This is a genomic window from Thermaerobacillus caldiproteolyticus, from assembly GCF_013761245.1.
Lineage (GTDB): Bacteria > Bacillota > Bacilli > Bacillales > Anoxybacillaceae > Thermaerobacillus > Thermaerobacillus caldiproteolyticus.
The window spans coordinates 64750-83866 of sequence record NZ_JACDUT010000002.1 but is presented as its reverse complement, the minus strand read 5'-3'; the positions used below and the strand labels follow the sequence as shown (position 1 = coordinate 83866).

Annotated in this window: 19 protein-coding genes; all 19 read left to right on the top strand. The window is 42.9% G+C overall.

The window, feature by feature from the left end:
* Positions 1 to 209: 209 nt before the first annotated feature.
* The 19 genes from smc to topA all read left to right on the top strand — a co-directional run bounded on the left by smc (position 210) and on the right by topA (position 19070).
* Complete coding sequence (gene smc / locus HNR31_RS03890) at positions 210 to 3773, top strand: chromosome segregation protein SMC (protein ID WP_181554958.1); 3564 nt, start codon at positions 210 to 212, stop codon at positions 3771 to 3773.
* Positions 3774 to 3794: 21 nt separating this feature from the next.
* The gene (gene ftsY, locus HNR31_RS03885; protein ID WP_181554957.1) at positions 3795 to 4784 is read left to right on the top strand and encodes a signal recognition particle-docking protein FtsY; all 990 of its coding nucleotides are present in this window, start codon (positions 3795 to 3797) and stop codon (positions 4782 to 4784) included.
* A 128-nt stretch (positions 4785 to 4912) separates the two neighbouring features.
* Complete coding sequence (locus HNR31_RS03880; RefSeq protein ID WP_181554956.1) at positions 4913 to 5245, top strand: putative DNA-binding protein; 333 nt, start codon at positions 4913 to 4915, stop codon at positions 5243 to 5245.
* Positions 5246 to 5258: 13 nt separating this feature from the next.
* Positions 5259 to 6599, top strand: coding sequence for a signal recognition particle protein (gene ffh, locus HNR31_RS03875; RefSeq protein ID WP_181554955.1), 1341 nt, complete (start codon positions 5259 to 5261; stop codon positions 6597 to 6599).
* Positions 6600 to 6692: 93 nt separating this feature from the next.
* The gene (rpsP, locus tag HNR31_RS03870) at positions 6693 to 6965 is read left to right on the top strand and encodes a 30S ribosomal protein S16 (protein WP_181554954.1); all 273 of its coding nucleotides are present in this window, start codon (positions 6693 to 6695) and stop codon (positions 6963 to 6965) included.
* A 14-nt stretch (positions 6966 to 6979) separates the two neighbouring features.
* Positions 6980 to 7225 carry a KH domain-containing protein gene (locus HNR31_RS03865; RefSeq protein ID WP_181554953.1) on the top strand — a complete coding sequence of 82 codons (246 nt, stop codon included), beginning with the start codon at positions 6980 to 6982 and terminating at the stop codon, positions 7223 to 7225.
* Positions 7226 to 7274: 49 nt separating this feature from the next.
* Complete coding sequence (locus HNR31_RS03860) at positions 7275 to 7661, top strand: YlqD family protein (protein ID WP_181554952.1); 387 nt, start codon at positions 7275 to 7277, stop codon at positions 7659 to 7661.
* A gap of 17 nt (positions 7662 to 7678) precedes the next feature.
* A complete protein-coding gene (gene rimM, locus HNR31_RS03855; RefSeq protein WP_181554951.1) occupies positions 7679 to 8197 on the top strand; it encodes a ribosome maturation factor RimM in 519 nt (172 codons plus the stop codon).
* A complete protein-coding gene (gene trmD / locus HNR31_RS03850) occupies positions 8197 to 8931 on the top strand; it encodes a tRNA (guanosine(37)-N1)-methyltransferase TrmD (RefSeq protein WP_181554950.1) in 735 nt (244 codons plus the stop codon). Before rimM ends, trmD begins: the two co-directional genes overlap by 1 nt.
* Before the next feature lie 138 nt (positions 8932 to 9069).
* Complete coding sequence (gene rplS / locus HNR31_RS03845) at positions 9070 to 9417, top strand: 50S ribosomal protein L19 (RefSeq protein ID WP_181554949.1); 348 nt, start codon at positions 9070 to 9072, stop codon at positions 9415 to 9417.
* 98 nt (positions 9418 to 9515) lie between these two features.
* Positions 9516 to 10067: a signal peptidase I gene (gene lepB / locus HNR31_RS03840; RefSeq protein ID WP_306465159.1), complete on the top strand. Its 552-nt coding sequence runs from the start codon at positions 9516 to 9518 to the stop codon at positions 10065 to 10067.
* Positions 10068 to 10085: 18 nt separating this feature from the next.
* The gene (ylqF, locus tag HNR31_RS03835) at positions 10086 to 10943 is read left to right on the top strand and encodes a ribosome biogenesis GTPase YlqF (RefSeq protein ID WP_181554948.1); all 858 of its coding nucleotides are present in this window, start codon (positions 10086 to 10088) and stop codon (positions 10941 to 10943) included.
* A gap of 89 nt (positions 10944 to 11032) precedes the next feature.
* Positions 11033 to 11821 (top strand): ribonuclease HII, encoded by a 789-nt coding sequence (locus HNR31_RS03830; protein ID WP_181554947.1) that lies wholly within the window; start codon positions 11033 to 11035, stop codon positions 11819 to 11821.
* On the top strand, positions 11818 to 13419 hold the full coding sequence (locus HNR31_RS03825) for a hypothetical protein (protein ID WP_181554946.1): 1602 nt from the start codon (positions 11818 to 11820) through the stop codon (positions 13417 to 13419). Before HNR31_RS03830 ends, HNR31_RS03825 begins: the two co-directional genes overlap by 4 nt.
* The gene (locus tag HNR31_RS03820) at positions 13416 to 13691 is read left to right on the top strand and encodes an EscU/YscU/HrcU family type III secretion system export apparatus switch protein (protein WP_181554945.1); all 276 of its coding nucleotides are present in this window, start codon (positions 13416 to 13418) and stop codon (positions 13689 to 13691) included. Before HNR31_RS03825 ends, HNR31_RS03820 begins: the two co-directional genes overlap by 4 nt.
* 149 nt (positions 13692 to 13840) lie before the next feature.
* Positions 13841 to 15001, top strand: a complete 1161-nt coding sequence (gene sucC, locus HNR31_RS03815) for an ADP-forming succinate--CoA ligase subunit beta (RefSeq protein WP_181554944.1) — start codon at positions 13841 to 13843, stop codon at positions 14999 to 15001.
* 17 nt (positions 15002 to 15018) lie between these two features.
* Entirely contained in the window at positions 15019 to 15921 is a 903-nt protein-coding gene (gene sucD / locus HNR31_RS03810; protein ID WP_181554943.1) for a succinate--CoA ligase subunit alpha, read from the top strand.
* A gap of 88 nt (positions 15922 to 16009) precedes the next feature.
* A complete protein-coding gene (gene dprA, locus HNR31_RS03805; RefSeq protein WP_181555237.1) occupies positions 16010 to 16900 on the top strand; it encodes a DNA-processing protein DprA in 891 nt (296 codons plus the stop codon).
* Positions 16901 to 16994: 94 nt separating this feature from the next.
* The gene (topA, locus tag HNR31_RS03800; protein ID WP_181554942.1) at positions 16995 to 19070 is read left to right on the top strand and encodes a type I DNA topoisomerase; all 2076 of its coding nucleotides are present in this window, start codon (positions 16995 to 16997) and stop codon (positions 19068 to 19070) included.
* Positions 19071 to 19117 lie beyond the last annotated feature (47 nt).

Genomic DNA, 19117 nt, shown 5'->3' with positions numbered 1-19117 from the left:
CGAATGTCCTTTGAAAGAGGGGATTGGGCGCAAGAGAACTAGCCGTCGTAGGCATCATCTTGTCTTTTCAAAATTCTCATATTCCAAGAAGGAAAGGGCTGGCTCACCGAAACATAGTCAGCCCTTCTTTCCTACTCTATGTTTGCGCATGCAGTTATGTTACAATAAGGAAGATTTTATATGATGAAAGATAGTGAGGCGGAGTACGAATGTTCCTCAAACGGTTAGATATTATCGGATTTAAATCGTTTGCCGATCGCGTGTCGATCGAATTTGTTCCCGGAGTGACAGCAGTCGTCGGTCCAAATGGAAGCGGAAAAAGCAATATTACCGATGCGATTCGCTGGGTGTTAGGAGAACAGTCAGCAAAATCACTCCGTGGAGCAAAAATGGAGGATATTATTTTTGCGGGGAGCGATTCGCGCAAACCATTAAATATCGCTGAAGTCACGTTAACCCTTGATAATGAAGATCAATTTTTGCCTCTTGACTATCAGGAAGTAAGCATTACAAGGCGCGTCTATCGTTCCGGAGAAAGCGAATTCTTTATTAATCAACAGCCTTGTCGTCTAAAAGATATCATTGATTTATTTATGGACTCTGGATTAGGAAAAGAAGCATTTTCGATCATTGGTCAAGGACGCGTCGAGGAAATATTAAGCAGCAAACCGGAAGAGCGGCGCACGATTTTTGAAGAGGCTGCCGGGGTGTTAAAATATAAAATCCGCAAGAAAAAGGCGGAGAATAAGCTTGCGGAGACACAAGAAAACTTGAATCGTGTGAGCGATATTTTGCACGAGTTAGAGCAGCAATTAGAGCCATTAAAAATGCAAGCTTCCATTGCGAAAGACTATTTAGAAAAACGCGACGAACTAGAAACGTTTGAAGTTGCGCTTACTGTCTATGAAATTGAGGAATTGCATAAGCAATGGACAGCTCTACATGAACAGCTAACCGAGCACCACAAGAAAGAGATGGAGCTGTCGACGACATTGCAAAAGGAAGAGGCGCACATTGAACAACTTCGCGATCAAATTACAGCGCTGGATGAATCCATTGATGGATTACAACAAGTGTTGCTTGTGGCTAGTGAAGAATTAGAAAAACTCGAAGGCAGAAAAGAAGTACTAAAAGAAAGAAAGAAAAATGCTGCCCAATATAAAAAACAGCTCGAAGAAACAATCGCTTCTCTTTCGGAAAAAAAAGAGCGATTATTACAGATGTTCGAGCAAGAAAAAGAGCAGCTTGCCCATATAAAGAAGGAAATCGATTCTATACAAGCGGAGCTAAAAGAAAAGCAAACGTCTCTTTCATCTTATGACATCAATGTTGAAGAAAAAATCGAACAATTAAAAAGTGATTATATTGAACTAGTCCATGAGCAAGCCTCGCTCAAAAATGAGCGCTCTCATTTACGTGCCTTGTTGGAAAAATTGCAGGCAAAGCAAGCGACACTGGCCGAGGCAAATCGAAAATATTTGGAAGATCGGGAGCGCATGCAGGAGCAATACACGAAGCTAGATGGCAAGCGCAAGCAAATCGAGCAAACGCTGCAGGAGCATGAAACGTTATTACAAGAAAAAACGGCTCATTTAGCTAATACAAAGGCGGAGCTCGAAAAGAAGGAAGCAATGCTGTATCAAGCGTACCAATATTTACAGCAAACAAAATCGCGCAAAGAAATGCTTGAAGAGATGCAGCAAGATTACGCTGGATTTTTCCAAGGTGTAAAAGAAATTTTAAAAGCGCGTGAGCAGTTTCCAGGCATTCACGGTGCGGTTGTCGAATTAATTCAAGTGCCAAGCCAATACGAGACAGCTCTAGAAATTGCGTTAGGCGGTGCGATGCAGCACATCGTCGTGGCAAATGAAGAAGTGGCGCGTGCGGCCATTCACTATTTAAAAAAGCACGCCTATGGGCGGGCGACATTTTTGCCAATGAACGTCATGCAACCAAAATCGGTGACCGCAGAACAACGTTCCCTTATTCAAAATCATCCGGCATTTGTCGGTGTCGCGAGCGAGTTGATTGCATATGATCCTGTCTATCGAGCAGTCATATCCAACTTACTCGGCAACGTCATTGTGACAACGGATTTAAAAGGGGCGAATGAACTGGCCCGCTTGTTACATTATCGCTACCGTCTTGTGACGCTCGAAGGCGATGTCGTCAATCCTGGCGGTGCGATGACGGGCGGGGGAGTGGCGAAAAAAGCGAACTCGCTTCTAAGCCGAAACCGTGAGCTGGAAACAATAGCGTCGAAACTGCAAGAAATGGAACAAAAAACTGAGCAGCTTGAGAGATATGTCCAAACGAAAAAGAAAGACATCCAGCAAGAAGAAAAAGCACTGTCTGAGCTTCGGCAACAAGCCGAACAATGGCGACTTGCTCTTCAAGAAGTAAAAAGCGAATTACGCGAAGTGGAATTGCAAGAAAAAAATATGAACGAACGTCTAGCGCTTTATGACCATGAAAAAGCGCATGATGAACAAGAGGCAAAAGAAATCAGGGAAAAGCTGACCGTCATCGAGCAGCAATTGCATGATCTGGAGAACAAGCTGAAAGAAATTGATGACCACATTCAAACATTAACAGTTCAAAAACAAGATGAACAAAGCTCTAAAGAAGCGTTACAAGCAGTCATTACAGAGCAGAAAATTGCCCTAGCCCAAAAGCAGCAGCTACTGAAAAACGTCGAAGAGAAAATCGAGCGGCTTTCGCTTGAACAGTCAGAAACGGAAAAACAGCTTCAAACAGCAAAAGAAGACTTATCTGCTCTTATCGAGGAAATGAACTCAAACGATTCCGGCGAGGAGCAGCTTGAGCAATTACGGCAAAAAAAATTGCAAGACAAAAACGAAACAATTGAACTCATTGCAAGCCGCCGCGAGCAACGATTAGAATATCAGGCAAAACTAGAACACCTTGAGCGCGAATTGAAAGAGAAAAAACGGCAGTACAAACAATTGGTCGATATCGTCAAAGACGAAGAAGTAAAGCTCAATCGCCTCGATGTGGAGTTGGAAAACTTGCTTTCCCGCCTTCGCGAAGAGTATATGTTAACGTTTGAAGCAGCAAAAGAAAAATATCCGCTGACAATGGACGTGAACGAAGCGCGCAAAAAAGTAAAGCTCATTAAGCGGGCGATTGACGAATTAGGAACTGTCAACTTGGGAGCAATTGATGAATACGAACGCGTGTCGGAACGCTATCAATTTTTAACGGAACAAAAAAGCGACTTACAGCAAGCAAAAGAGACATTACACCAAGTCATCGATGAGATGGATCAAGAAATGAAAAAACGCTTCCTTTCGACGTTTCAACAAATTCGTTCCCATTTTGGCGAAGTATTTCAACAGCTGTTTGGCGGGGGACGTGCTGATTTGCAGCTGACGGACCCGAACGATTTACTCGAAACCGGCATTGAGATCGTTGCTCAGCCTCCGGGGAAAAAGCTGCAAAACTTAAGCTTGCTTTCCGGCGGTGAACGAGCCTTAACAGCGATTGCGTTGCTGTTTTCGATTTTAAAAGTGCGTCCGGTGCCATTTTGCGTATTGGATGAAGTCGAAGCGGCGCTGGATGAAGCAAACGTTTACCGCTATGCCCAATACTTAAAGAGGTTCAGTGATCAAACTCAATTTATTGTCATCACTCACCGCAAGGGAACGATGGAAGAAGCTGACGTGCTCTATGGTGTAACGATGCAAGAGTCAGGTGTGTCGAAGCTAGTGTCCGTTCGTTTAGAAGATTCCAAGCAACTTGTAAAGTCTTAATTTGGAAAGGATGGCATGAATATGAGCTTTTTTAAAAAATTAAAAGAGAAAATCACAAAACAAGCGGATTCGGTAACGGAAAAGTTTAAGCAAGGCCTTTCAAAAACGCGCGATTCATTTGCCGGGCGGGTCAACGATTTAATTGCCCGTTACCGAAAAGTCGACGAAGAGTTTTTTGAAGAGCTGGAAGAAATTTTAATCGCTGCCGATGTTGGTGTAACGACGGTAATGGAACTCATTGACGAGCTGAAAATGGAAGTGAAGCGCCGCAATATTCAAGATCCGAAAGAAATGCAAGCGGTGATTTCTGAGAAGCTTGTCGATATTTACCGCGGTGACGATGACAATTTAGCGACATTAAATATTCAAGAAAACGGGTTAACGGTCATTCTATTTGTTGGCGTCAATGGAGTTGGCAAAACGACGACCATTGGAAAGCTAGCCCACAAGCTTAAATCAGAAGGAAAAACAGTGATGCTTGCTGCGGGAGATACATTCCGTGCTGGCGCCATTGAACAGCTAGAAGTATGGGGAGAACGCGTCGGGGCAGAAGTCATTAAACAATCTGCTGGCTCCGACCCAGCAGCGGTCATGTACGACGCGATTCAAGCAGCGAAAGCGCGCCATGTGGACGTTCTATTATGCGATACAGCGGGCCGTTTACAAAATAAAGTTAACTTGATGAAAGAGCTAGAAAAAGTGAAGCGCGTCATCGAACGTGAAATCCCTAGTGCGCCGCATGAAGTATTGCTCGTCTTAGATGCGACGACAGGCCAGAATGCGATGAGCCAAGTGAAAATTTTTAAAGAAGCTACGAACGTCACCGGCATCGTCCTAACGAAGCTCGATGGCACCGCAAAAGGGGGCATCGTCCTTGCGATTCGCAACGAGCTGAACATTCCGGTAAAATTGGTTGGCCTTGGTGAAAAAATGGATGACTTGCAAGAATTTGACCCTGAACAATATGTGTATGGGTTGTTTGCCGACTTGCTAGAAGAACCACAACCATAACAAAAAAATCGGGTAGAGAAGCACTACCCGATTTTTTTGTAAAGAAAAAAACTTGACATAATTATCTAAAAGCAGTACACTAATCCTTGTGTAAAGGCATTTCACTTAACAAGCAAGGAGGGAGTTTTATGCTTGAAAAAACAACGAGAATGAACTATTTGTACGACTTTTATCAATCGTTGTTAACGCCAAAACAGCGAAGCTATATGTCGCTCTATTATTTAGACGATTACTCCCTCGGTGAAATTGCAGAAGAATATGAAGTCAGTCGTCAAGCCGTCTATGATAATATAAAACGAACGGAAGCAATGCTTGAGGAGTATGAAGAAAAGCTGCTATTGTTTCAAAAATTTCAAAAGAGACAGCAATTCATTAAGCGGCTAAAAGAGCTCGCTTTAAAAAAATACGCCAATGATCAGGAGTTACTCGAAACGATTGAGGCGTTAGAGAAATTGGAATAGGAGGCGGGAATCGATGGCGTTTGAAGGATTAGCCGACCGTCTGCAAAGCGTCATGAACAAAATTCGCGGCAAAGGCAAAGTGACGGAAGCCGATGTCAAAGACATGATGCGCGAAGTGCGGCTCGCATTATTAGAAGCGGATGTGAATTTTAAAGTCGTCAAAGACTTTGTCAAGCGTGTAAGCGAACGGGCTGTCGGTCAAGAAGTGTTAAAAAGCTTAACACCGGGCCAGCAAGTCATTAAAGTCGTCAAAGAAGAATTAACGGCACTCATGGGCGGAGAACAAAGTAAAATTGCTGTGGCTACCCGTCCGCCAACCGTCATTATGATGGTCGGTCTGCAAGGTGCCGGAAAAACGACGACAACAGGCAAATTAGCCAACTTATTGCGCAAAAAGTACAATCGAAAACCGCTTTTAGTTGCCGCTGATATTTATCGTCCAGCAGCAATTCAGCAGCTCGAGACGCTCGGAAAGCAGCTGAATATGCCGGTATTTTCATTGGGCGATCAAGTAAGCCCAGTGGAAATTGCCAAGCAAGCGATTGCGAAGGCGAAGGAAGAGCATCATGACTACGTACTCATTGATACAGCGGGGCGTCTCCATATTGATGAAGCGTTAATGGATGAGCTCAAGCAAATCAAAGAAGTCACCAAGCCAGATGAAATTTTCCTTGTCGTCGATGCGATGACCGGTCAAGACGCGGTTAATGTCGCCCAAAGTTTTAATGAACAACTCGGTTTGACCGGGATCATTTTAACGAAATTAGACGGCGATACGCGCGGCGGAGCAGCATTATCGATTAAAGCGGTCACTAATACGCCGATTAAATTTGTCGGTATGGGTGAAAAATTAGACGCGCTCGAACCGTTCCATCCTGAGCGAATGGCATCACGCATTTTAGGAATGGGGGATGTGCTTACGCTCATTGAAAAAGCACAAGCCGCCGTTGATGAAGAAAAAGCGAAAGAGCTTGAACAAAAAATGCGTACGATGTCGTTTACCCTTGATGATTTCTTGGAACAGCTCGGTCAAGTCCGAAAAATGGGACCGCTTGATGAAATTTTGAAGATGCTCCCTGGGGCCAATAAAATGAAAGGCTTAAACAACATCCAAATCGACGAAAAACAAATTAGTCATGTAGAAGCGATTATTCGCTCGATGACGAAAGAAGAAAAGATGAATCCTGAAATTATTAACGCTAGTCGCAAAAAGCGAATTGCGAAAGGGAGCGGTACGTCTGTTCAGGAAGTCAATCGCTTATTAAAGCAATTTGACGAAATGAAAAAAATGATGAAAATGATGACAACGATGACCAAAGGAAAGAAAAAAGGGTTTAGATTCCCGTTTATGTAGGCAATAATGTGTTAAGAAAAAACACTTTACAAACTAGTGGATTATTGCTAATATACTATCTTGTGTGAAATATTTACGGAGGTGCTGAAAAAAATGGCAGTAAAAATTCGTTTAAAACGTATGGGTGCGAAAAAATCACCTTTCTATCGTATCGTTGTAGCAGATTCTCGTTCTCCACGTGATGGTCGTTTCATTGAAACTATCGGTACGTACAATCCGCTTACAGAGCCAGCAGAAATTAAAATTAATGAAGAATTAGCATTAAAATGGTTGCAAAATGGTGCAAAACCGTCTGATACTGTTCGTAGCTTATTCTCAAAACAAGGCATTTTAGAGAAATTCCATAACTTAAAATACGGCAAATAATGCTTGTGATGTAAATGAAAGAGTTAAAAGAGTTAGTTGAGACGATCGTACAATCGCTTGTGGATCATCCGGAAGAGGTTGTCGTGACAGAAACGTTGGATGAACATACAATCACCTACGTATTATCGGTACACGACGAAGACGTAGGGAAGGTTATCGGAAAGCAAGGCCGCACGATTCACGCCATTCGGACCGTTGTGCATGCTGCCGCATCACAACAACCAAAACGTGTTATCGTGCACGTAAAAGATAAAGGGTGAGGACAAATCCTCCCCTTTTTTATATATCGGTTCCATGAGGAGTGGCGATATGAAAATTATTCAAACCGTTGAAGTAAAACAAATCGTAACGGAAAAAAGCAAACAGGTATTGCAGGAAACGTTCATGGCCAGAAAACAACAACTTCAACGAGAATGTGATCAACTCCGTTTTGAACAAAAGCGGCTTGAAAAAACAAGCAAACATTCACCGAACCTTCTTAAACAGTATTTTGCAAAAGAAATTGACGCAAGACTTGAGAAAATCAAACTTCTTGATTTTCAATTGGAACAATTACATATCCTACCGTTAGGCAGCGAATTGAAAGAACGAGACGTACAAGCGTTGATCGAAGTGAACGTAGGTGACCGTTGGGAAGACATCACAGCAAAGCGTGCGATTATTATCGAAGATGGAATCGTCAAAGAAATTCGCTAAGAAGGGGTGAAGAACGGATGGAAAAATGGTTTAATGTTGGAAAAATTGTTAATACGCACGGCATTCGCGGAGAAGTGCGCGTTATTTCACGAACCGACTTTGCCGAGGAGCGGTATAAAAAAGGGAATACACTCTATATTTTTATGGAAAATGCACCTCAACCAATCGAAGTGACAGTAAAAAGCCATCGTGTTCATAAATCCTTTGACTTGCTAGCCTTTGAAGGATACGACAATATTAACCTTGTCGAAAAATTCAAAGGGGCGCTTTTGAAAGTGCCGGAAAGCCAGCTTGGTGAGCTAGAAGAAGGGGAATATTATTTCCACCAAATCATCGGCTGTACAGTCGTCACTGAAGGCGGAGAAACGATTGGAACTGTGAAGGAAATCTTAACACCTGGCGCAAACGATGTATGGGTTGTCAAAGGAAACAATGGAAAAGAAATTCTCATTCCATACATTGCCGATGTCGTTATTGATGTGAACGTCAAAGAAAAAACAATTACGATTCGTCCGATGGAAGGGCTGCTTGAATAATGAGAATTGATATATTGACATTATTCCCTAACATGTTCACAGGTGTGTTCAATGAATCCATTCTAAAAAAAGCGCAAGAAAAACAAGCCGTTTCAATTAACGTTATCAATTTTCGCGATTTCGCTGACAATAAACACAAAACGGTCGATGATTATCCGTACGGCGGCGGAGCAGGCATGGTGTTAAAGCCGCAGCCGATTTTTGATGCTGTCGCTCAAGTCACGAAACATTCCGAGCGTCCTCGGATCATTTTGCTTTGTCCTCAAGGTGAGCGTTACACGCAAAAAAAAGCGGAAGAGCTCGCCAAAGAGGAACACTTAGTTCTCATTTGCGGACATTACGAAGGATATGATGAACGCATTCGCGAACATTTAGTAACCGATGAAATTTCCATCGGCGATTATGTGTTGACAGGCGGAGAATTAGGAGCGATGGTCATAGTCGACAGTGTTGTTCGCCTGTTGCCGGGCGTGCTTGGCAATGAAGCTTCTCCACTACATGATTCATACAGCTCCGGTTTGCTTGAGCATCCTCATTACACGCGGCCTGCAGATTTTCGCGGCATGAAGGTACCGGAAGTTCTTTTATCGGGAAATCATCGCCTCATTGAAGAATGGCGTGCAAAACAATCGTTGCGGCGAACGTTTTTACGGAGACCTGACCTTCTTGAAAACTGTGAGTTGACAGAGAAACAGAAGCAATGGCTCGAAGAATTCAAAAAAGAACAACGGTAACTATTGCATACGATACAGGTTTATGCTAGTATAGTTTTTGTGTGACTTAAGTCGTGTACTTAAGTTGGGAAAACGGTGTTCCGCTGCAATGATGAAGAAAGCATTGTCATGAACATCTGTTGGAAGGAGTGGAATATGATGCATCATTTAATTCAAGAAATCACGAAAGAACAATTGCGAACAGACTTACCAGAGTTTCGTCCTGGCGACACTGTACGTGTTCACGTAAAAGTTATCGAAGGAAACCGTGAGCGCATTCAAGTGTTTGAAGGTGTTGTCATTAAGCGTCGCGGCGCTGGAATCAGCGAAACATTTACCGTTCGCAAGGTTTCTTACGGTGTAGGTGTAGAGCGCACATTCCCAGTGCATACACCGAAAATTGCGAAGTTAGAAGTTGTTCGCCGCGGTAAAGTACGTCGTGCGAAACTTTACTACTTACGTCAACTTCGCGGTAAAGCTGCACGTATTAAAGAAATCATTCGTTAATCAGCAAAAGGAGCTTGATCACCAAGCTCCTTTTTTCTCATCTCAAATCATTCATTTTATGTCATAATAGTGGTAAAAAGAGATTAGGTGGGAGAACAATGATGAAGAAAAAAAATGAAACATGGGAATGGGTAAAAGCGATTGTTATTGCCGTTTTATTGGCAGGCGGCATCCGTTACTTTATTTTTGCTCCAATTATTGTTGATGGATTGTCGATGATGCCAACTCTTCATAACCATGATCGCATGATTGTCAATAAGCTTTCTTATAAAATCGGTGCTCCGCAGCGCTTTGACATCATTGTGTTTCATGCCGAAGAAGGAAAAGATTATATTAAGCGAGTTATTGGATTGCCTGGTGATCATATCGAATATAAAAATGACACACTGTACATTAACGGCAAACCGTATGAAGAGCCGTATTTAGATGAATACAAAAAACAGGTCATTGATGGTCCGTTAACTGAACCGTTTACATTGGAAGAACTCACCGGACGAAAAACAGTACCTAAAGGCTATCTCTTTGTCATGGGAGATAATCGCCGCTTTAGCAAAGATAGCCGCCATATCGGCTTTATCCCTATGGACAAAGTCGTTGGAAAGGCAAATGTTGTGTACTGGCCGCTTTCTGATGCTCGCATTATTAAATAAACATGTTCATGAATGTAGGTGGCAGCAATGACAATTCAATGGTTTCCAGGCCATATGGCCAAAGCAAAACGGGAAGTACAGGAAAAATTAAAGCTTATCGATATTGTGTTTGAACTGTTGGATGCGCGCATCCCTCTTTCATCGAGAAATCCGATGATTGACGAAATCCTTGCGAATAAACCGCGCATCGTGTTGCTAAATAAAGCCGATATGGCTGATGAGGCAATTACAAAACAATGGATTTCTTTTTTTGAAGAGCAACACTTGCGCGCGTTAGCTATCGATTCACAAGCGGGAACGGGCGTCAAGCAAATCGTTACAGCAGCCAAAGAGATGTTAAAAGATAAGTTTGCCAAAATGGCAGCGAAAGGAATTAAAAACCCTCGCCCGATGCGCGCTCTCATTGTTGGTATTCCAAATGTTGGAAAGTCGACATTAATTAATCGCCTTGCGGGCAAGCATATCGCCAAAACAGGAGACAAGCCTGGAGTGACAAAAGCACAACAATGGATTAAAGTTGGCAAAGAAATGGAACTTCTCGATACTCCGGGAATTTTATGGCCGAAATTTGAAGATGAAGAAGTCGGCCTCAAGTTGGCGACAACGGGAGCGATTAAAGATACGATTTTAAATTTGCAAGATGTCGCTGTGTATGCGTTAAACTTTTTAAAACAACATTATCCTGAACGGCTAAAAGAGCGGTATTCGCTTGACGGCATTCCTGAAGATATCGTCAAGCTGTTTGATGAAATAGGTAGACGCCGTGGTTGCCTTATGAGCGGCGGTGCCATTGACTATGATAAAGTCGCTGAGCTTGTTCTCAGAGAAATTCGTACGGAAAAACTCGGACGACTCAGCTTTGAAAAACCAGAGTGATAGGATAAAGCCCGTTTCCTTATACGGGCTTTATTTTTTCTTCAATATGTCGATATAAACAGTAGATAAGGAAAGGAACGATTCATTCAATGAAACGTACCATAAAAGAAATTGAGTCGCTATTACAGACGTTGACAGATGAGCATCATCCGCTATTTCAAGAATTATGCCACGACGAACGAAAAAGCGTCCAAAAATTAATCGCTTGTTGGTATAAACAAAAAGAAAGTGCTGCACAAGCAAAGCAGCAATGGGACCAGATGTCACGTCATGAGCAGCAATTATATAACAATGGTGTTCATTACATTGCCGGCGTCGATGAGGTAGGGCGTGGCCCGTTGGCTGGTCCGGTAGTAGCCGCTGCTGTGATTTTACCGAAAGACGTGTATATACCAGGCTTAAATGATTCAAAAAAATTATCGGAAGCAAAGCGCGAAAGGCTGTTTGACACTATTCAATCATGCGCGGTTTCCATTGGAATCGGGGTTGCTACAGCTGCTGAGATTGACGAAGTAAACATTTACGAAGCGACGAAAATAGCAATGATTCGGGCGATTCAACAGCTTACGCCTCAGCCTGACTATGTATTAATTGACGCGATGAAATTGCCGATTGATATTCCTCAACAAAGCCTTATTAAAGGAGATGCGAACAGCGTCTCGATTGCAGCAAGCTCGATTATTGCCAAAGTGACACGAGATCGTTTTATGAAACGATTAGGCATGCAATACCCGCAATATGGATTTGAAAAACATATGGGGTATGGAACGGAATACCATTTACAAGCGATTCGTACATATGGAATTACAAACGAACATCGCCGCTCGTTTGCCCCTGTTAAAGAAGTGTTACAACAGAAGAGAGAGGGAGAAATATGACTTTTATTCGTCATATAAATGGCTCGTTTCATCGCTCTGTTTCTGAACAAGTCAGCCATCTTCCATTTCGTAACGGACAAATCCTATATGGAAAAATAGAAAGCATACAGCCGAATCAAACAGCGCTCGTACAAGTAGGCGGGGAAACGCTCATTGCTCAGTTGCAAGTGCCGCTACAGGTCGGCAGCCATTATTGGTTTCAAGTTTCTATCTCTGATGAAACGTTCTATTTAAAGCTGGTCGAACAACTCAATACAGAAATGGAAAACAGCCAACAAACTGCCGATGAAGCCGCACAACAGCTTGCCCGACAATGGGAGCTTCCTCGCAATGCCCAGCCGCTTCTCCGCTTTTTATTACAAGAACAGCTCCCCATCGTCAAAGAAGACGTTTTTCAAGCAGCAAAGTGGCTTTCTGAAACAAAGGACACAGAAGCGGGCCTGCAAGCAATTCGTTACATGTACACGCATCGTTTGCCGTTTACGAAAGAAATCTTTTTAGCGATGAAGGCTGCACAGCACCCGCTTCCTTTATCTAAGCAATTACTAGACTTGCAGAACGCACTTATGTCCCTTCCGCCACAACAACAAACCGAAACCGTACAGTCATTGCTTCATCAATTGCAGCCGCTTACCACAGGGGAAGTGAATGTCTATCAAACCATTGCCTTGCTGCTAGAAAAGTGGGCACACCACGAGCCACAGGCACAAGGTTTATTGCAAAAACTAGGACTGTCACTAGATGAAAATCAAATTGAACGAGAACCAGAGCGCTGGCGCCTTCGTGATGAAATCAAGACAGGGAACGAGGAAGCAGTGAAGCAGCAAATCGGGACATTGCTTGCTCGGTTTCAAGAGCAAGAGCCACAGATTATCAAACAATTCTATTCGCTTTATACGGCTTATATGAACGAGAAACTACCTGAAAGTGAGCAACAGTTTCTGAAAACGATATTTGCCGCTTCAGCTAACGATATGTCTTCTTCAGCTATTGCGAAGACGATCAAACAATTTGTTCAGCTGCTTGGACTTCAATATGAAGCGGATGTTCAAAATGCCATCAAGGCAAAAACAATCCAAATGTTTGAATTTGTGGCATTAAAGCCACTTCTTTTGAAAGCCGCGCAAGAAGTTTCTGAGCCCAGTCTCAAAAACATGATCGAAACGCTTACTCATCGCATAACTGGACAACAATTGCTCGCTCAAATGCAAGGACCGATTCAACATCTTTTTATACAAATCCCGTTCCGTTTTGGCAATGGACTAACTGACGTGACCGTTCATTGGCAAGGAAAAAAGCAAAAAAATGGTCAAATTGATCCAAACTATTGTCGCATCCTTTTTTATCTACAGCTAGAGAGATTAAAAGAAACGGTGATTGATGTAAACATTCAAAACCGTATTGTTCATATTTCTCTCATCAACGAGACACCGCATTTAGAAACACTCGTTGCGGCAATGCAGCCGACGTTAAAAGAAAGAATCGAAGCATATGGGTATAGGTTATCTACGATAAAAGTCGTCTCGTCGAAGCAAGAGAAGATAGCCGCACCGCCACTTTTACAAGAGCAATATTCAGGGGTGGATTATCGAATATGAAAAAAGAGGAGAAAAAAGCAGTTGCGCTGACGTATCATCCTAGTGAGCATACCGCGCCTGTTGTCGTTGCGAAAGGTCAAGGATACGTCGCCGAAAATTTGATTGCTATTGCTAAAGAGAATGGCATTCCCATTCAAGAAGATCCATCGCTTGTACAGCTATTAAGCGAACTTGAAATCAACGAAGCGATTCCAGAAGAGCTGTATCAAATTGTTGCTGAACTATTTGCATTTGTGTATCGAATCGAACGGCGGCTTACGGAAACAACGTAGCAATTTGCGTTGTTATGCCAAGTTTGACAAAATCCTCTCTATTAAGGAGGATTTTTTTGTTTTATGTCGAAACGGTAGACAATATGGAAAGTATCATTATACAATGAAAGCGCTAGTATTTTTTATTTTTATACATAGGAGGTTGACGCATGAATATTCATGAGTATCAAGGCAAGGAAATCCTCAGAAGCTATGGGGTTAGCGTGCCGAACGGTCGCGTAGCTTTTACAGTTGAGGAAGCAGTCGAAGCAGCGAAAGAGTTAGGAAGCCAAGTGTGTGTCGTCAAAGCGCAAATTCATGCTGGCGGACGCGGAAAAGCCGGAGGGGTAAAAGTAGCGAAAAGCTTGGATGAAGTTCGTACATATGCAAGCGAGCTATTAGGCAAAAAACTTGTTACTCACCAAACAGGTCCTGAAGGAAAAGAAGTAAAGCGCCTCCTCATTGAAGAAGGATGCAATATTCAAAAAGAATATTATATCGGTTTAGTCGTTGACCGTGCCACTTCTCGCGTTGTGTTAATGGGGTCTGAAGAGGGCGGTACAGAAATCGAAGAAGTCGCAGCTAAAACACCAGAGAAAATTTTTAAAGAATATATCGATCCGGCTGTTGGGTTGCAAGTGTTTCAAGCGCGCCGTTTAGCGTTTAACATCAATATTCCAAAAGAGCTTGTCAACCAAGCCGTGAAATTTATGTTGGGACTTTATCAAGTATTTGTCGAAAAAGACTGCTCCATCGCGGAAATTAACCCGCTTGTTGTCACTGGCGACGGCAAAGTGATGGCGCTTGATGCAAAATTAAACTTCGACTCTAACGCTTTATATCGCCATAAAGAATTGCTTGAATATCGCGACTTAGATGAAGAAGATCCAAAAGAAATTGAAGCGTCGAAATACGATTTGAACTATATCGCGCTTGACGGCAATATCGGCTGCATGGTCAACGGTGCTGGTCTTGCGATGGCAACGATGGACATTATCAAATACTACGGCGGCGAACCAGCCAACTTCTTAGATGTCGGCGGCAGCGCGACCGCGGAAAAAGTCACGGAAGCGTTTAAAATCATTCTTTCCGATGCGAAAGTAAAAGGCATTTTCGTCAATATTTTCGGCGGCATTATGAAATGTGATGTCATTGCGAACGGAATTGTAGAAGCGACAAAACAAGTCGGCTTAGAGCTTCCGCTTGTTGTTCGTTTAGAAGGAACGAACGTCGAATTAGGTAAAAAGATTTTAGAAAAGTCTGGATTAAATATTACCGCTGCTGAGTCAATGGCGGACGGTGCACAAAAAATTGTCGAGCTAGTACGTTAAGAAGGCGAGGGAGAACTGTGAGCGTTTTTATTAACAAAGATACAAAAGTCATCGTTCAAGGAATTACAGGTTCACAAGGATTATTCCATACGAAGCAAATGCTTGAATACGGTACAAAAATTGTAGGCGGAACCTCACCTGGTAAAGGCGGGACGGAAATTGAAGGTGTTCCTGTATTTAACACGGTTGAAGAAGCGGTGAAGGCGACAGGAGCGAACGCGTCTGTTATTTACGTCCCAGCCCCATTTGCCGCAGATGCGATTATGGAAGCGGTTGATGCTGAATTAGATCTCGTTGTTTGCATTACCGAAGGCATTCCAGTCCTTGACATGGTCAAAGTGAAACGTTATATGGAAGGCAAAAAAACGCGTCTCATCGGTCCAAACTGCCCAGGTGTGATTACACCAGAAGAATGCAAAATCGGTATCATGCCTGGTTACATTCATAAAAAAGGTCATGTCGGTATCGTTTCTCGCTCCGGCACGTTAACATACGAAGCGGTCCATCAATTAACACAAGCCGGAATTGGTCAATCTACAGCGGTCGGTATCGGCGGGGACCCTGTCAACGGTACGAACTTTATTGATGTTTTAAAAGCATTTAACGAAGATGAAGAGACATATGCAGTAATCATGATTGGAGAAATCGGCGGTACGGCGGAAGAAGAAGCAGCCGAATGGGTAAAAGCAAACATGAAAAAACCAGTTGTCGGCTTTATCGGTGGTCAAACTGCACCTCCGGGTAAGAGAATGGGACATGCCGGTGCAATCATCTCTGGCGGCAAAGGAACGGCGGCAGAAAAAATTAAGAAAATGAATGAATGCGGCATTAAAGTAGCAGAAACTCCTGCTGTTATCGGCGAAACATTAATTTCTGTCCTCAAAGAACAAGGGCTTTACGAAAAATGTAAAACGCATTAATCATCATCGTCCCGCATTGGCGCTCCGTGCGGGACAGTTTTCTTTGAAAAATTTTATCTAAAATTCGACATGGAGAAAGGAAGATTTGATGTATTCATCTGTTCGAGAACGCCTGATTCATCTTCATCATTGTCGCGGCGTCAACTGGAAAACGATTGCTCGTTTCCTTGAAGTCGATCCGTCGCTTTCCTCGATTTTTTCCTTCTCATATTCCGATTTTACTCAGCTGTTGTCGATTTCCCCCGAACAATGTTCTCTTCTTTTCCAAGATTTACATTCCCTTGCCATTCAAAGTATGATAAAAACATATAGGGACAAAAATATTCATGCGATCACCATTTTCGATCGCTGCTATCCACCGCTTTTGAAACATATTTTTGAACCACCATGGGTGTTGTATGCAAGAGGGAATATCGAATGGCTCTCAAGTTTCAAAATGATCAGCATCGTCGGGACGAGAAAGCCGACGAGTGAAGGAATTGAATCATTACGCCTGTTACTGCCACCGCTTATTTCTAACGGGTGGCTCATTGTCAGCGGCCTTGCCGTAGGAATTGACGCTGCAGCGCACGAAATGACGATCGAATGTGGCGGAAAAACGATTGCTGTGACTGCTGGAGGATTTCAGCATATATATCCGCAACAAAATCGAAAGTTAGCGGAACAGCTCATGCGAGATCATCTGATCCTTTCTGAATATCCTCCGCATACAAAGCCACAAAAATGGCACTTTCCATTGCGAAATCGCATTATTAGCGGTTTATCGCTTGGAACTGTTGTCATTCAAGCAAAGGAAAGAAGCGGTTCATTAATTACTGCTGCACTAGCGTTAGAACAGGGCAGAGAAGTGTTTGCTGTTCCTGGTTCTATTTTGATAGAGCAATCGAAAGGAACGAACTTCTTGATCCAGCAAGGGGCAAAATTAGTTCGTTCTGCGGCAGACATTATCGAAGAGTTTTTCTACCTTTTTCCGAAATAAAAAAGAGAAATATTCATATCTTGTTTGACAAATGTCATAAGAATCATTAATAATAATGAAGATTTTAAATTTACCTCTTAAGGGAGGAAAAGTTATGTCAGACTATCTAGTCATCGTTGAATCACCAGCGAAAGCAAAAACGATTGAACGATATTTAGGAAAAAAATATAAAGTGAAAGCGTCAATGGGACATGTTCGCGATTTGCCAAAAAGCCAGATGGGCGTTGATATAAATAATGACTACGAACCAAAATATATTACGATTCGCGGCAAAGGGCCGGTTATTAAAGAGTTAAAAACAGCGGCAAAAAAAGCAAAAAAAGTGTTTCTAGCTGCCGACCCGGACCGCGAAGGAGAAGCGATCGCTTGGCACTTAGCACATATGCTGGAGCTTGATATTCATTCCGATTGCCGTGTTGTATTTAACGAGATTACGAAAGATGCCATTAAGGAATCGTTCCAGCATCCGCGCGCCATTAATATGCATTTAGTTGATGCTCAGCAAGCGCGCCGTGTGCTTGACAGACTCGTAGGCTACAATATTAGCCCGCTTCTTTGGAAGAAAGTAAAAAAGGGATTAAGCGCCGGTCGCGTGCAGTCTGTCGCTTTGCGCCTGATCATTGACCGTGAGAAAGAAATTAAAGAATTTCAGCCTGAGGAATATTGGACGATTCAAGCGGAATTCGTCAAAGGAAATGAAACGTTTACCGCTTTATTTTACGGAGTGGATGGACAAAAGCTTGACTTAAAAAATGAGGAGGAAGTCAAGAAAATTTTACAGCGCATCAATGGAAATCGTTTCACTGTCAAATCGGTAACGAAAAAGGAACGGAAACGAAATCCAGTGCCGCCGTTTACGACGTCTTCGCTCCAGCAAGAAGCAGCCCGTAAGCTTAATTTTCGTACAAAGAAGACGATGATGCTTGCTCAGCAACTATACGAAGGGATTGACCTTGGCAGCGAAGGAACAGTCGGTTTAATTACATATATGCGTACCGACTCTACACGGGTGTCAGAAACGGCACAGCAAGAGGCGCTTTCGTATATTGAAGCGACATTCGGGAAAGAATTTGTCGCGCAAGAAAAGCGGAAAGAAAAGAAAAGCGCGAACGCTCAAGACGCTCATGAAGCGATTCGACCGACGTCGACGTTTCGCGATCCGAATTCGGTCAAACCGTATTTAAGTCGGGACCAATTTCGCTTGTATAAGCTCATTTGGGAGCGATTTGTTGCAAGCCAAATGGCTCCAGCGCTTCTTGACACGATGAGCGTAGAAGTCGAAAATGAAGGGGTATTGTTTCGGGCGAGTGGCTCAAAAGTTAAATTTCCGGGATTTATGAAAGTATATGTAGAAGGAACTGACGACCAAACAGATGAACAAGACCGGTTGCTCCCGGACTTGCAAGAGGGAGAAACGGTTATTAGTAAAGATATCGAACAGAGGCAGCATTTTACGCAGCCGCCTCCTCGTTATACGGAAGCTCGATTAGTGAAAACGCTAGAAGAGCTTGGAATCGGTCGTCCATCGACCTATGCACCAACGCTTGATACGATTCAAAAACGAAACTATGTGGTTCTTGAAAATAAGCGCTTTGTACCGACTGAATTGGGGGAAATTGTCTTAGAGCTCATATTAGAGTTTTTCCCGGAAATTTTAGATGTTGAATTTACGGCGAAAATGGAAAAGAGCTTAGATGAAATCGAAGAAGGTAAAATTGAGTGGGTAAAAGTCGTCGATGAGTTTTATCGTGAATTTGAAAAACGCTTACAAATTGCGGAAAAGGAAATGAAAGAAGTCGAGATTAAAGATGAGCCTGCCGGAATGGAGTGCGAAGTATGTGGTAGCCCAATGGTGTATAAAATGGGACGGTTTGGCAAGTTTGTCGCTTGCTCTAATTTTCCGGAATGCCGTCATACAAAACCGATCGTAAAAGAAATCGGGGTAAAATGCCCGAAATGCCATAAAGGAAACATTGTGGAACGAAGCAGCAAGAAAAAGCGAGTATTTTACGGGTGCGACCGCTTCCCAGACTGTGACTTCGTGTCGTGGGATAAACCGCTTGCACGTCCTTGTCCGAAATGCGGAAGCTTGTTAGTCGAGAAAAAATTAAAAAAGGGTATGCAAGTGCAATGTATCGAGTGTGATTATGAAGAGAAGCCACAATCATAGAAAACGGTGAGGGATGCTAATCCTCACCGCTTTTATACGAGATAGCA